Annotated in this window: 13 protein-coding genes and 1 riboswitch; of the genes, 12 read left to right on the top strand and 1 reads right to left on the bottom strand. The window is 57.5% G+C overall.

What is annotated here, in order from left to right; genetic code table 11:
* Positions 1-13 precede the first annotated feature (13 nt).
* Positions 14-811, top strand: a complete 798-nt coding sequence (locus tag AC2FLG_RS19800) for a phytanoyl-CoA dioxygenase family protein (protein WP_496707672.1) — start codon at positions 14-16, stop codon at positions 809-811.
* Positions 812-816: 5 nt separating this feature from the next.
* On the opposite strand, the gene AC2FLG_RS19795 is transcribed toward AC2FLG_RS19800, so the two are convergent.
* Positions 817-1,680, bottom strand: coding sequence for a glycosyltransferase family protein (locus tag AC2FLG_RS19795; protein WP_496707715.1), 864 nt, complete (start codon positions 1,678-1,680; stop codon positions 817-819).
* Between the two features lie 121 nt (positions 1,681-1,801).
* Here AC2FLG_RS19795 and miaB point away from each other — a divergent pair, with 121 nt between their 5' ends.
* The 11 genes from miaB (at position 1,802) to AC2FLG_RS19740 (ending at position 12,963) form a co-directional block, all read left to right on the top strand.
* Positions 1,802-3,121, top strand: coding sequence for a tRNA (N6-isopentenyl adenosine(37)-C2)-methylthiotransferase MiaB (miaB, locus tag AC2FLG_RS19790; protein WP_496707670.1), 1,320 nt, complete (start codon positions 1,802-1,804; stop codon positions 3,119-3,121).
* Positions 3,122-3,357: 236 nt separating this feature from the next.
* Positions 3,358-4,068, top strand: a complete 711-nt coding sequence (locus tag AC2FLG_RS19785) for an outer membrane protein (protein WP_271951576.1) — start codon at positions 3,358-3,360, stop codon at positions 4,066-4,068.
* Positions 4,069-4,210: 142 nt separating this feature from the next.
* Positions 4,211-5,233, top strand: coding sequence for a PhoH family protein (locus AC2FLG_RS19780; RefSeq protein ID WP_142639428.1), 1,023 nt, complete (start codon positions 4,211-4,213; stop codon positions 5,231-5,233).
* Positions 5,234-5,272: 39 nt separating this feature from the next.
* Entirely contained in the window at positions 5,273-5,767 is a 495-nt protein-coding gene (ybeY, locus tag AC2FLG_RS19775; protein WP_496707668.1) for an rRNA maturation RNase YbeY, read from the top strand.
* A 35-nt stretch (positions 5,768-5,802) separates the two neighbouring features.
* Complete coding sequence (locus AC2FLG_RS19770; RefSeq protein WP_142639432.1) at positions 5,803-6,690, top strand: hemolysin family protein; 888 nt, start codon at positions 5,803-5,805, stop codon at positions 6,688-6,690.
* Positions 6,687-8,183 carry an apolipoprotein N-acyltransferase gene (gene lnt, locus AC2FLG_RS19765; protein WP_496707667.1) on the top strand — a complete coding sequence of 499 codons (1,497 nt, stop codon included), beginning with the start codon at positions 6,687-6,689 and terminating at the stop codon, positions 8,181-8,183. The genes AC2FLG_RS19770 and lnt overlap by 4 nt, the downstream gene beginning before the upstream one ends.
* A 42-nt stretch (positions 8,184-8,225) precedes the next feature.
* Positions 8,226-8,274: riboswitch (SAM-SAH riboswitch) on the top strand.
* 5 nt (positions 8,275-8,279) lie between these two features.
* Positions 8,280-9,461, top strand: a complete 1,182-nt coding sequence (metK, locus tag AC2FLG_RS19760) for a methionine adenosyltransferase (RefSeq protein WP_496707665.1) — start codon at positions 8,280-8,282, stop codon at positions 9,459-9,461.
* Between the two features lie 129 nt (positions 9,462-9,590).
* The gene (gene trmB, locus AC2FLG_RS19755) at positions 9,591-10,301 is read left to right on the top strand and encodes a tRNA (guanine(46)-N(7))-methyltransferase TrmB (protein WP_496707663.1); all 711 of its coding nucleotides are present in this window, start codon (positions 9,591-9,593) and stop codon (positions 10,299-10,301) included.
* A 69-nt stretch (positions 10,302-10,370) separates the two neighbouring features.
* Positions 10,371-11,723: a 3-phosphoshikimate 1-carboxyvinyltransferase gene (gene aroA / locus AC2FLG_RS19750; RefSeq protein ID WP_496707661.1), complete on the top strand. Its 1,353-nt coding sequence runs from the start codon at positions 10,371-10,373 to the stop codon at positions 11,721-11,723.
* A 5-nt stretch (positions 11,724-11,728) separates the two neighbouring features.
* Positions 11,729-12,346 (top strand): (d)CMP kinase, encoded by a 618-nt coding sequence (locus AC2FLG_RS19745; RefSeq protein WP_496707660.1) that lies wholly within the window; start codon positions 11,729-11,731, stop codon positions 12,344-12,346.
* A gap of 101 nt (positions 12,347-12,447) precedes the next feature.
* Positions 12,448-12,963, top strand: a complete 516-nt coding sequence (locus AC2FLG_RS19740; RefSeq protein WP_496707658.1) for a hypothetical protein — start codon at positions 12,448-12,450, stop codon at positions 12,961-12,963.
* The last annotated feature ends 252 nt before the right edge of the window (positions 12,964-13,215 follow it).

The raw sequence follows: 13,215 nt of genomic DNA, 5'->3' as shown, positions 1-13,215 counted from the left end.
AACGGAGGCACAGATGGCTCACCCCCTGGTTACGCAAGAGATGATTAACACATACCAACAGGACGGCGTGGTTCTGATCAAAGGTTTGTTTGCCGACTACGTGGATACGCTGCGTGACGGCATCGCGGTCAATATGGCTGAACCCGGACCATATGCGTCGGACAACCAAAAACAGGGCGAAACCGGTCTGTTCTTTGATGATTACTGCAACTGGTCGCGTATCGAACAGTTCCAGAACGTGATCCACAATTCACCGGCAGCCGAGGTCGCAGCGGATCTGATGCAGTCGCAAACCGTACAAATGTTCCATGACCATGTTCTGGTGAAAGAACCAGGCACGTCGATGGCAACGCCGTGGCACCAGGATGGGCCATACTATTTCGTCGAGGGCAGTCAGACGATCAGTTTCTGGTCGCCATTGGACCTGGTGACACAGGCCACCCTTCGTTGTGTGGCAGGTTCACATAGATGGGAGAAAGAGGTTCTGCCCACGCGCTGGGTCTCGGAAGAAGGGTTTTTCGCGGATGAAGGCCAGTACATCCCCATTCCCGACCCCGATGCCGAAGGTATGAGGGTGGTTGAATTCGAAATGGAACCCGGTGACGCGGTTGCCTTCAACTACCGTACGCTGCATGGCGCGCGTGGAAACCAGTCTGACAGCCGCCGCCGTGCTTTTTCCTTGCGGTTGGTTGGGGAGGATGCGCGATATGTGGAACGTCCGGGGCGCACTTCGCCTCCGTTTCCGGGCCACGACATGCAGCCCGGGCAGCGTTTGCGGGAGGATTGGTTCCCGGTTCTGCTGCGACGCTGAGCTGCCTAGAACCACTGCCCCGATTCGATGAGCCCCAGTTCCAACAGCTGCTGGGATGACCACTGGAACCGAGCCGAGTTGCGCCAGCGGAAACTGGGGATGTCGAAGGTCGACCCCGCGTTGCTTTTAAGCGCCTTGGCTGCGCGGAAGGAACAGATCGCCGCCGTCAGATTGTGGTGCCATGGGCAGGAATAGGTGTTGTACTCGGGCTCATTGAACGTGTGGTCAGGCAGTAACAACAGATCATTTCGCGATTTGAACAGCCCGATTCTGTCGATACGGCGGCGTTCATAGGGGATGTGATCTTCGAACCGCCAGCGCAAACCGCCGGATATGTCCAGCTGTCTTTCCAGCGGGTGTCCTTCGGCATTGTGTCGGGCATGTGCGTAATACCCGGTGCTGTCCAGCATGGCTTGGTCTGGGGCAACCCCATTTGGAAACGCGCCCAAGTCATCAGCATACAGGTCAATCACATGGGTTAGCATGGCGTTTCGGCGTTCTTCGGTGTGAAAGGCCAGTAACTCGCCGATCGTGCGCGTTTCGCAGAAGGGGAAGAACAGGTATTCAGCGTTATAGCAGTAATACATCCAAAGGTCAGGAGCGGCCCGGATGACCTGATTAACCGTGTCAAAGACGACGGTTCTCGGTGCGCAGGTCAGTGTCACTCTGTGGATACGCTCGGTCAGTTCAGGATCCAGCGTAAAGGCTTCGGGCATAAACACGATCAGTGACTTGAAGCCAAGGTTCAGATGGTGCCGGATGGTGCCGTCGATCTCGACATCGTCTTCGGCGAAGATCATCGCAACCGGACCTTTGGCCAACGCGGCCTTGCCGGATTGAAGGAAAGAAGTGAGACTGTCGTACTGCATTGCCTGTCCGGCCCCGTCCAACTGGAGTTTTCGGCCAAAATCGGGTAATCGCGCTGGCATTGCAAGCGGCGTTCGTTGGGTATAGATGACGCCGATCGCGCGAACGCAAAGGCCCAACCCCATGTCAGAACCCAAAAAGCTGTACATCAAGACCTATGGTTGCCAGATGAACGTCTATGACAGCGAGCGTATGGCCGAGACCCTGGGCGGGCAGGGCTATGTCGAAACCCAGAGCCCGGATGACGCGGATATGATTCTGCTGAACACCTGTCACATCCGGGAAAAAGCAGCCGAAAAGGTCTATTCCGAGCTGGGGCGTTTCAAAGGGTTGAAAGCCGAAAAACCCGATCTCAAGATCGGGGTCGCGGGCTGCGTCGCGCAGGCCGAGGGCGAAGAAATCATGCGCCGTCAACCCCTGGTCGATCTGGTGGTTGGCCCGCAAAGCTATCACCGTCTGCCTGAGATGGAAGCAAAGACGCGCGATGGTGCCAAGGCACTGGACACGGATTTCCCCGAAGAAGACAAGTTCGAAAAGCTCAAGAATCGTCCCAAAGCCAAACGTGGCCCCACCGCTTTTCTGACCGTTCAGGAAGGCTGCGATAAATTCTGTGCCTTTTGTGTCGTGCCCTATACCCGAGGCGCCGAAGTCAGCCGTCCGGTGGACCGTATTATCCGCGAGGCACAGGATCTGGTCGAACGTGGCGTGCGCGAGATCACTCTGCTGGGTCAGAACGTCAACGCCTATCACGGTGCTGGACCGAACGGCGACATGACGCTGGCGGGACTGATCTGGGAGTTGAACAAGGTCGATGGGCTAGAGCGCATCCGCTTCACCACGTCGCACCCGAATGACATGGCCGACGACCTGATCGAGGCGCACGGCACCTGCGAAAAACTGATGCCCTATCTTCATTTACCGGTCCAGTCGGGTTCGGATCGCATTCTGAAGCGGATGAACCGCAGTCACACAGCCGAAAGCTATTTGCGTCTGATCGAGCGTATCCGCGCTGCGCGTCCGGATATTGTCATGTCTGGTGATTTCATCGTTGGGTTCCCTGAAGAAACCGACGAAGATTTTCAGGCCACCATGGATTTGGTCGAGCAGGTCAAATACGGCTATGCCTATTCGTTCAAGTATTCGACGCGCCCGGGAACGCCCGCAGCCGAGCGGTCTCAGGTTGATCCTGGGGTGGCGGATGACCGCCTACAGCGGCTGCAGGGATTGATCACGCGTCATCAGCGCGAAATTCAGGATGCCATGGTTGGACGCAAAGTCCGCGTTCTGTTCGAAAAAACCGGCCGGTTGTCGGGACAGATGGTGGGAAAATCTGAATATCTTCATTCGGTTCACGTCTCTGACGCGGATGTGGAAATCGGCGCGCTGCGGGACGTTTTGATCACCGGATCAGGCGCGAATTCTCTGGCGGGGCAGTTGCTCTGACCCGTCCTTTATCTGTGATGTGGATACCATCGCTGGTATTTGTTTCCAAGATTTACCCTTGATTTATCACTTGGAATTATGTTCCGAGAAAAGTCAGGTTTTTTCGGGACCTAGGCTAACGCCTCCTGAAACGGCATATCAGTGCTGATCCTGGTGTCGGATCGGGATGACGGAGGGTGCGAGTGAAACTTTTGAGATTTAGTGCAGGGCCTAATATCAGGGTTGCCCTTCCCGCAATGGCCGCGTTGTTTCTGGTATTCAATTCCGCTGCCGCAGGGAATCTGGATCCGGATTTATCTGAACCGCCGGTAATATCGTCAGCACGTTATGGCAGCGATGTCAGCGCCTTCTATCTGGGCTTGACAGCCGGCTATTCGACCAGCGGCTCGGACCGCTTTGGCCTGACGACGCCTACAGATACGTTTGCTGTCGGCGAATTGGACCTCACCGGCAGTTACGGTGGTATTCGGGGCGGTTGGCGCGGTCTTCTGCCCGCAAAAGGCGGGCGTGACTACGTCTATGGGGTCGAGTTGGGCTATGATTTCGGATCTCTGGACGATGAAGTGTCGACGCAGATCGGAACCTCGGTCGTCAATGGCGGTTCAGAGATTTCGGATGTCATCTCAATTCGCTTTCGGAACGGTCTGACAAACCCAAGTGGCAGAGTGTTATACTTTATTTCCGTTGGTTACGTGCATGGCGATATAACCACGACCAGTTCGATTACATCCGGGGCAACAACCCAGTCCTTTCAGGATAAAGACAGTCGAAAAGGGTTCTCGGCCAGCATTGGCGCCGAGCACAAATTGAATGAGAACTGGTCGATCACTGGGGAATATGAATACGTCCGGTTCGATTCTGAAACCGTCGAATTTGACAACGGGTTTACGACCAAATCGACGCCCCGTTACCGTGGTTTGCGGTTTGGCCTGAACTATCAGTTCTAGGTTTGCCTGTATGGAACGTTCGCGGTGCCTCCAACTTGATCGGCGGTTTTACCATTCTGTACGGAAAATTTGAATCTCTGGCTTGCGCCCACCAAGAAATGTTGTCTACGCTTGGGGTGAAACGCCCAGACAGGAGAGCGGATTGGCCATTGGTGCCCTGAACCCACCGCAAAATGAAACGCCCCAGCGGGAAGCGTTTGTTGAATTTCCAGACAATCGGTTATTGATAGATCTTTGCGGCGAATATGACCGCAACCTGACCGAAATCGAACAGAAGCTGACCGTACAGATCGTGCGCCGTGGCAACCAACTGGTTGTCATGGGTGACGACGAATCCCAAAAACAGGCGATCGAAGTTCTGCAAGCGCTGTATACCCGCCTGGAAGGTGGTCGTGACGTAGAAGCAGCGGATGTAGACCGCGAACTTCGCATGGGCGGGTCGGAAACAGGAACCGGCAGCCGGGATGGCGATCAGCTTGAGATGTTCAAGGGTGGTTCGGTTGAGATCAAAACCCGCAAAAAGCTGGTCGAGCCGCGTACTGACGCCCAGAAGGTCTATGTTCAGTCCTTGTTCAACAATGAGCTGGCCTTTGGCATAGGTCCGGCGGGCACAGGTAAGACCTATCTGGCCGTGGCCGTTGGCGTATCGATGTTTATCGGCGGGCATGTCGACCGCATCATCCTCAGTCGTCCCGCCGTCGAAGCGGGCGAAAAGCTGGGATATCTACCTGGCGACATGAAGGACAAGGTCGATCCCTATATGCAGCCGCTCTATGATGCGCTGAATGATTTTTTGCCCGGGAAACAACTGGCCAAGCTGATCGAGGAAAAGCGCATCGAGATTGCACCTCTGGCGTTCATGCGTGGCCGTACGCTCGCGAACGCCTTCGTTGTGCTGGATGAGGCGCAGAACGCCACGACCATGCAGATGAAAATGTTCCTGACCCGTTTGGGCGAAGGCAGCCGCATGGTCATAACAGGCGACCGGTCACAGGTTGACCTGCCGCGCGGGGTTCAGTCGGGATTGGCGGATGCAGAACGGCTGTTGAGTACGATACCAAATATCAGCTTCAACTATTTCACCTCCAAGGATGTTGTCCGGCACCCACTTGTCGCCGCGATCATCGAAGCGTATGAGGCCGATACGGGCCGTGAAACGGGTTGATCTTCTGGGTCCCGGTATCGGGATTTTGGACATGGTGGCATGAACCTGGAACTATCGGTTGAAGACCCGCGCTGGGACGGGCTCGAATTTTTGGCAGAGCGCGCCACAAGGGCGGTTTTGGATCATTGCGATCTTGATGCGGACCTGTGTGAGGTTAGCCTGCTGGGATGCGACGATGCACGGATCGCCCAGTTGAACACGGAATTCCGCGAAACGGCGTCACCGACCAATGTGCTTAGCTGGCCAGCCGAAGATTTGGCTGCGGACTCTGCCGGGCAGACTCCGATACTCCCTGAACCCGATTTCTCAGGGGAAATTGCTCTGGGCGATATTGCGATTTCTTATGATACTTGTGCTCGCGAGGCGGCAGAGGCAGGGAAAAACATGGATGATCATGTCACACATCTGATCGTTCACGGCCTGTTGCATTTGCTGGGTTATGATCACATTCGTGATCTCGACGCCACGCTGATGGAGGGTGTTGAGGTGGAGATACTTGGCAAACTGGGTATTGATGACCCATATAATGCTTAGAGCGAGCCTTTCGGCTTATCATTTGGAATGGGAAAATGGGCGAAACAGACGGCAGTTCTATGGCGGCGCAGGGCGCGCAACCGAAGGACGGCAACGAAAATGTCACTGAGAGACCAGGACTTTTCTCTCGAATAGTGGATGCGTTCTCAACGCAGAGTGAAGACTCGGCTTCTGAGGTCAATGGGCAAGAGGTCGATCCGGCTCAACCTCGCGGCATGATTAACCTGCGCCGGATGCGGGTCGAGGATGTGGCGATTCCCACGGTCGAGATCGTGTCAGTACCGTCGACGATATCCAAAGATGAGCTGGCCCAGGTTTTCCGGGAAAGCGGTCTGTCCAGGATACCTGTATATGAAGGAACGCTGGATACGCCTTTGGGCTTTATCCACCTGAAAGATTTCGCGTTGACGCACGGGTTCAACGGCGGCTCGACTGAGTTTGATCTGGTGTCGATGTTGCGGACATTGCTGTTCGTGCCGCCTTCGATGCCGATCGGTGTGCTGATGACCAAAATGCAAACCGAGCGCCGCCACATGGCATTGGTGATCGACGAATATGGTGGTGTCGACGGGTTGCTGACGATCGAAGACCTGATCGAACAGGTTGTTGGTGAGATCGCGGATGAACATGACGCGGATGAAAGCCAACTTTGGGTTCAGGAAAAACCTGGATGTTATGTGGTGCAGGCGCGGATACCCCTTGAAGACTTCGAAGCCGAGATCGGGCGATCCCTGACCAGCCACGAGGATGTCGATGAAGAAGAGATCGACACGCTTGGCGGGTTGGTCTTCATGTTGTCCGGACGGGTTCCGGCACGAGGAGAGGTTGTTCTGCATCCGGAAGGGCCTGAATTTGAGGTGATTGATGCGGATCCGCGGCGCATCAAACGGCTGCGTGTCATGCTGCCGGATATTGTTGCATGAACCTGATACGGGCTTGGCCCATTTGGCTTAGATTTGTCCTTTCTGGTTTGTTGGGAGGGCTGGCTGCATTTGGACTGGCTCCCTTTGGGTATTGGGTGGCTTCTGTATTGGCGCTGGTGTTGGTCGCACCGATATTTCAGAGCACCGAGACACGTGCGCGTGCGGCGTGGATCGGTTGGGCGTTTGGGACCGGGTATTTCGCCCATGCACTCAGCTGGATTGTCGAGCCGTTTCTGGTGGACGCCGATCGTCACGCTTGGATGGCTCCGTTTGCTTTGGTCTTCATGGCTGGTGGTTTGGCGCTGTTCTGGGCGCTGGCATTCTGGGTTGCTCGCAGGCCCGGCGCGCGCGGGGTTTCACAGGCGTTGTTTCTCGCCTTGGCAATCTCGTTGGCGGAATGTGCCCGGGGTTATGTTCTGACCGGGTTCCCCTGGGCCGGGCTGGCGCAGGTCTGGGTCGAGACCCCTGTTGCGCAGCTACTGTCACTTTTTGGGCCTTACGGGCTTGGGGCGCTGACCTTGGTGGCGACTCTGCCACTAGGGGCGGCTTTGGCGCTGCGTTCCAGAGTATTCGTGCCCTTGGGCATCAGTGTGGCATCGGTCGCATTGGCTTTGGGCTATGCGGGGACGCGGCCCGCTGTGGTCGAAACGGGACATATCGTTCGCTTGGTTCAGCCCAATGCTTTGCAACATCAGAAATGGGATCCAGAGTTTGCACCTCTGTTCTTCGCACGTCAGATCGAGTTTACTGCCGCCGAACCACAGCCTGACCTGATCGTTTGGCCTGAAACCTCGGTTCCCGCCTGGCTGGGCAGCGCGCAGCCGTATCTGGATGCCATCGCCGAGGCGGCGCAAGGCACGCCGGTTGTTCTGGGAATTCAACGAGGCGACGGGCCGCGTATCTACAACTCGATGATCTACCTTGATGTGGATGGGGCTCAGCAGGGGCTGTACGACAAACATCATCTGGCGCCTTTTGGCGAATATGTTCCGTTTGGCGACGTGATGGCGCGGTTCGGGATCTATGGCATGGCTGCAACCACCGGACATGGGTTCAGCGCCGGGTCGGGGGCGGCGCTGCTGGATGCAGGCCCATTGGGTAAAGCGCTGCCGTTGATCTGCTACGAAGCTGTGTTTACCCAAGATGTCCTATCCGCGCCGGGGCGCGCTGATTTCCTTCTGCAAATCACCAATGATGCGTGGTTCGGAACGCGCTCGGGACCGTATCAGCACCTGGCTCAGGCACAGATGCGCGCCATCGAGCAGGGGCTGCCCATGATGCGTTCGGCCAATACCGGCGTCTCCGCCATGATTGACCCGCTGGGCCGGATCACCGAGGCCCTGCCGCTTGGGCAGGCGGGCTATATTGATGCCGGACTTCCGGCGCCTCATTCTCCGACGGCTTATTCCCGAATGGGGGATAATCCTGTCTTTGCCGTGTTATTGGTGCTGTTTAGCCTGTTATGGTACCGGCTGCGGCGGCGAAACCTATGATTTCGCATTGACCCTCAGTTTCGGGGGGCTTATCCCCTCTTGTGCCCATCACAACGGCTTCCTGGCGTGACGGGGTAATCTTAATGGAGCACTTGTATGTCCCGACAGAACTATACCTTTACTTCGGAATCCGTTTCCGAAGGGCATCCGGATAAGGTTTGTGACCGTATTTCCGATGCTGTACTTGACGCATTTCTGAACGAAGAACCCGAGGCACGCGTTGCGTGCGAGACCTTTGCGACAACGGATCGCGTCGTGATCGGCGGCGAAGTGGGGCTGTCTGATCAGGACAAGCTGCATGACTATATGGGCCGCATCGACGAGATCGCCCGCGCCTGTATCAAGGATATCGGCTATGAGCAGGATAAGTTCCACCACGAGACGGTAGAAGTTACGAACCTGCTGCATGAGCAATCTGCACATATTGCGCAGGGCGTAGATGCGTCGGGTGACAAGGACGAAGGTGCTGGTGATCAGGGCATCATGTTCGGCTATGCCACCACCGAGACACCCGCGCTTATGCCTGCGCCGATCCAGTATTCCCATGCAATCCTTCGCCGTTTGGCCGAGGCGCGCAAGAACGGGACCGAGCCTGCGCTGGGCCCGGATGCGAAATCGCAGCTGTCAGTGATCTACCAGGATGGCAAGCCGGTTGGCGTCAGCTCGATCGTTCTGTCGACCCAGCATCTGGATGAGACGCTGAGCTCGGCCGATATTCGTGCCATTGTTGAGCCGTATATCACCGAAACTCTGCCCGAGGGTTGGCTGACCGATCAGACCGATTGGCACGTCAACCCAACCGGCAAGTTCGTCATTGGCGGTCCGGACGGAGATGCGGGTCTGACCGGTCGTAAGATCATCGTGGACACTTATGGTGGTGCAGCGCCTCATGGTGGCGGAGCGTTTTCGGGTAAAGACCCGACCAAGGTGGACCGTTCGGCGGCTTATGCCGCGCGCTATCTGGCCAAGAATGTCGTAGCCGCGGGAATGGCCGAGCGTTGCACGATCCAGCTGAGCTATGCCATTGGCGTTTCCCGGCCTCTGTCGATCTATGCGGACACGCATGGCACGGGGCAGATCGCGGATGATCGGATTGAAAAAGCCGTCGGCCAGGTGATGGACCTGACCCCACGCGGCATCCGTCAGCATCTGGAGCTGAACAAGCCGATCTATCAGCGCACAGCAGCCTATGGCCATTTTGGCCGCCAGCCGGAAGCGGATGGAGGTTTCAGCTGGGAGCGCACAGATCTAGCAGACGCGTTGAAAGCGGCGGTTTGATCTGACTGTTATCAATAGGTGCGCCCTTGCGGGCGCGCCTATTTCTTGGGAATTGTATGAGAGGCGGCGGCTATTCTGCTCTGCCGCCGCCCCTTGCCTCTGAGCCGTCCCCGCAGTATGGGCACCGCCATGAGCACCCAGACCCCACAACGCCCCCGCAGAAACTTTTATGGCCGCTTCAAAGGCAAGACCCTGAAGCAAAGCCAAAAGACGTATCTAAGCGAAGACCTCGTTGCGCTGTCTCCGGGTGCTGTGGACTGGGAGAGCAATCCTGAACGCAGCCCGCTGGATCTGAAGGCCCTGTTCGGTGGCAAGGATGTCTGGCTTGAGATCGGCTTTGGCGGGGGCGAGCATCTGGTGCATCAGGCGGCCAGCAATCCCGATATCGGTATCATTGGGGCTGAACCCTATATCAACGGTGTTGCCATGTTGTTGGGCAAGATTCGCAAGGCTGGGGTCGAGAATCTGGCGGTGCATCCCGGCGATGCGCGCGATCTTTTTGATGTCTTGCCCGAAGCCAGCATATCACGCGCCTTTCTTCTGTACCCCGATCCCTGGCCCAAAACCCGGCATCACCGCCGTCGGTTCGTGACCCCAGAGCATCTGGAGCCGTTGGCGCGGTCGTTGAAACCGGGCGCGATCTTTCGCGTTGCAACAGATATTCCCGACTATGTCCGCCAAACGTTGGAAGAGGTGCCGGGCGCTGGTTTCGAATGGTTGGCGGAACGCCCCACCGATTGGCGCGAGCCCTGGGAAGACTGGATTTCCACGCGCTATGAGCAGAAGGCCCTGCGCGAAGGGCGGATACCGCATTACCTGACCTTCCGCCGCAACGACTGATTGCGGCTGGACCAAGCGGCCCCAATTCGCTAATCGGCTTGGGAACTGATAGCGAAAACAGGAGCCCCCATGTCCGGACACGGCACGCCCATCCCGATGACCTCGCACCCTTGCGGTCCGCTGACCGGAACGGCCGAGGTGCCTGGTGACAAGTCGATCTCGCACCGATCGCTGATCCTGGGCGCGATGGCCGTGGGTGAAACCCGGATCACCGGTCTGTTGGAGGGTGAGGACGTTCTGGACACCGCAAAGGCGATGCGTGCCTTTGGCGCCGAGGTGACGGATCACGGAGGCGGCGAATGGTCGGTCCATGGTGTGGGCGTCGGCGGTTTTGCCGAACCTGATCAGGTCATCGACTGTGGCAACTCGGGCACCGGCGTTCGGTTGATCATGGGCGCGATGGCGACCTGTCCGATTTCGGCGACATTCACTGGCGATGCCAGCCTGAACAAGCGCCCTATGGCGCGGGTGACCGATCCTTTGGCGCTGTTTGGCACGCAATCGGTGGGCCGCTCCGGTGGGCGCCTGCCGATGACGATTGTGGGCGCGGCAGAGCCTGTTCCGGTACGGTACGTGGTTCCCGTTCCCTCCGCGCAGGTGAAATCTGCCGTTTTGCTGGCGGGGCTGAATGCTCCGGGCAAAACCGTGGTGATTGAGGCCGAAGCGACCCGCGACCATTCCGAGCGGATGCTGGCAGGCTTTGGGGCCGAAATCACGGTCGAGGATACCGATGAGGGGCGCGTTATCACCCTGACCGGGCGACCCGAGTTGAAACCGCAGGTCATCGCGGTCCCCCGCGATCCCTCGAGCGCGGCCTTCCCGGTCTGTGCGGCGCTGATCACGCCCGGGTCTGACGTTCTGGTTCCGGGCATCGGTCTGAACCCGACCCGCGCGGGTCTGTTTACCACTCTGCGTGAGATGGGTGCTGATCTGACTTATGAGAATGAACGTGAAGAGGGCGGCGAACCGGTTGCGGATCTGCGCGCGCGTTATTCGCCCGATATGAAGGGAATCTCGGTTCCTCCGGAACGGGCGGCGTCGATGATTGACGAATACCCTGTTCTGTCTGTGGTCGCGGCAAATGCCACTGGCACCACGATGATGGGCGGCGTGAAAGAGCTGCGCGTCAAGGAAAGCGACCGCATTGATGCGATGGCCCGCGGCCTGCGCGCCAATGGTATCACCGTCGATGAGGGCGATGATTGGTGGTCGGTGGACGGTCTGGGAATTGGCAATATTCCTGGCGGCGGCACCTGTGAGAGCTTTCTGGATCACCGGATCGCGATGTCCTTTATGGTTATGGGTATGGGGGCGAAAAATCCGGTCGAGGTCGACGATGGCGGCCCGATCGCAACGTCTTTCCCGATCTTCGAACCGTTGATGGCTGGCCTTGGTGCGCGGCTGCAGCGAAACAACCGGTAAATGCGATGGCAGTTGCCAGTTTCACCATAGCAATCGATGGCCCGGCAGCAGCGGGGAAGGGCACAATTTCCAATGCCGTTGCCGCCCATTTCGGGTTTGCGCATCTCGATACCGGCCTGCTTTACCGTGCGGTTGGCCGCAGAACGCTGGAAGGTGCCGACCCGGTTAGTGCCGCGCAAACGCTGACGGCCGAGGACCTGGATCAGGGTGATCTGCGCACCACTGAAATCGCGCAAGCGGCCTCGAAAGTTGCAGTTATCCCCGAGGTGCGGGCTGCATTGGTCGATTTTCAGCGCGCCTTTGCGCGCCGCGCGGGCGGTGCGGTGTTGGACGGCCGTGATATCGGAACCGTTATTTGCCCGCGGGCCGAGGTGAAACTGTTTGTCACCGCCAGCGCCGAAGTGCGCGCTGAGAGACGGTTTCTGGAACTGGACGCCAAGGGCCATGAGGTGACACGCGCACAGGTGTTGGCCGATGTGCGAGAGCGGGACGCTCGGGATGCCGAACGCAGCACGGCACCTATGAAGCCAGCTGAGGATGCGGTCATACTGGATACCTCGGACCTGAGCATTGACGCTGCTCTTGCCCGCGCGATTGAGGTCATCGAACCAGTTCTGCCCTAGGGCCGTTTGCCAGAGCAAACACAACTTTGTTCACTAAGCTTTGTTTGGCCAGCGCCCGAGGCGTCGATTACCTTTGTATCGACATCTGCCGGAGGTAATCGATGTTCCGCCTTATTTTGATTTTTACCTTTCTCGCCAGTGCGCTTGCAGCGCAAGAGGCAGAACCGCCAATGACCTACGAGCGTTTGGGCAAGATATTGTTTGCGCTTGATCCTGAGACAGAGCCTCTTGGGCCAGGCTTTCAGCTTACCATCGCGGAGGTTCCCGTTCTGGTGATTACCGACGTCAATGCGGACCGGATGCGGGCCATGGTGTCGATCCAAAGTGTCGAAGATCTGAGTGCTCAGGACATGCAACGGATGATGCAGGCGAATTTCGACAGTACCCTGGATGCGCGATATGCGATTGCCAATGGCACCTTGTGGGCTGCGTTCCTCCACCCCTTGTCGCGGCTGGAAAGGGATCAGTTGATCTCGGGGCTGGCCCAGACGGTGAACATCGCCAACACCTACGGCACCTTGTATTCCAGCGGAGTTGCGGAATTTGGCGGCGGCGATAGCAATGATCTTCAGCGCGCTCTGATCGAAGAGCTTCTGAAAAAAGGCGAGGATATCTGACGCAGGGCCGGTACTTGCGCATATCCTTTCTCGTAGCATCCACCATCCTAAAGAAAGTCGCGCAGTGGCGAGCGGCCTGTGTTGCTGGGTCTGATGACCCGATATGTATGCAGGTTCGGCCGTCATAGTGCCTAGCTGGATGCAGGAAAGCTGTTATAGTTTCTCTCAGGCAAAAAGGGAAAGCTGCTTTACAAGCCCCAAAATCAAAAAGGGCAGGCGGCTAAAAAACCCAAAAACCAACAGGGACAGAAA

Source organism: Ruegeria sp. CDSA193 (genome assembly GCF_059611885.1).
Note: the sequence above shows the minus strand (reverse complement) of the source record. Positions and strands in the feature narration are given on the sequence as shown.

Bases quoted from the DNA above. Each gene is read 5' to 3' on its own strand.
- AC2FLG_RS19800 (WP_496707672.1), top strand. From the start codon at position 14: ATGGCTCACCCCCTGGTTACGCAAGAGATGATTAACACATACCAACAG.
- AC2FLG_RS19795 (WP_496707715.1), bottom strand. From the start codon at position 1,680: ATGCAGTACGACAGTCTCACTTCTTTCCTTCAATCCGGCAAGGCCGCG.
- miaB (WP_496707670.1), top strand. From the start codon at position 1,802: ATGTCAGAACCCAAAAAGCTGTACATCAAGACCTATGGTTGCCAGATG.
- AC2FLG_RS19785 (WP_271951576.1), top strand. From the start codon at position 3,358: ATGGCCGCGTTGTTTCTGGTATTCAATTCCGCTGCCGCAGGGAATCTG.
- ybeY (WP_496707668.1), top strand. From the start codon at position 5,273: ATGAACCTGGAACTATCGGTTGAAGACCCGCGCTGGGACGGGCTCGAA.
- AC2FLG_RS19770 (WP_142639432.1), top strand. From the start codon at position 5,803: ATGGGCGAAACAGACGGCAGTTCTATGGCGGCGCAGGGCGCGCAACCG.
- lnt (WP_496707667.1), top strand. From the start codon at position 6,687: ATGAACCTGATACGGGCTTGGCCCATTTGGCTTAGATTTGTCCTTTCT.
- metK (WP_496707665.1), top strand. From the start codon at position 8,280: ATGTCCCGACAGAACTATACCTTTACTTCGGAATCCGTTTCCGAAGGG.
- trmB (WP_496707663.1), top strand. From the start codon at position 9,591: ATGAGCACCCAGACCCCACAACGCCCCCGCAGAAACTTTTATGGCCGC.
- aroA (WP_496707661.1), top strand. From the start codon at position 10,371: ATGTCCGGACACGGCACGCCCATCCCGATGACCTCGCACCCTTGCGGT.
- AC2FLG_RS19745 (WP_496707660.1), top strand. From the start codon at position 11,729: ATGGCAGTTGCCAGTTTCACCATAGCAATCGATGGCCCGGCAGCAGCG.
- AC2FLG_RS19740 (WP_496707658.1), top strand. From the start codon at position 12,448: ATGTTCCGCCTTATTTTGATTTTTACCTTTCTCGCCAGTGCGCTTGCA.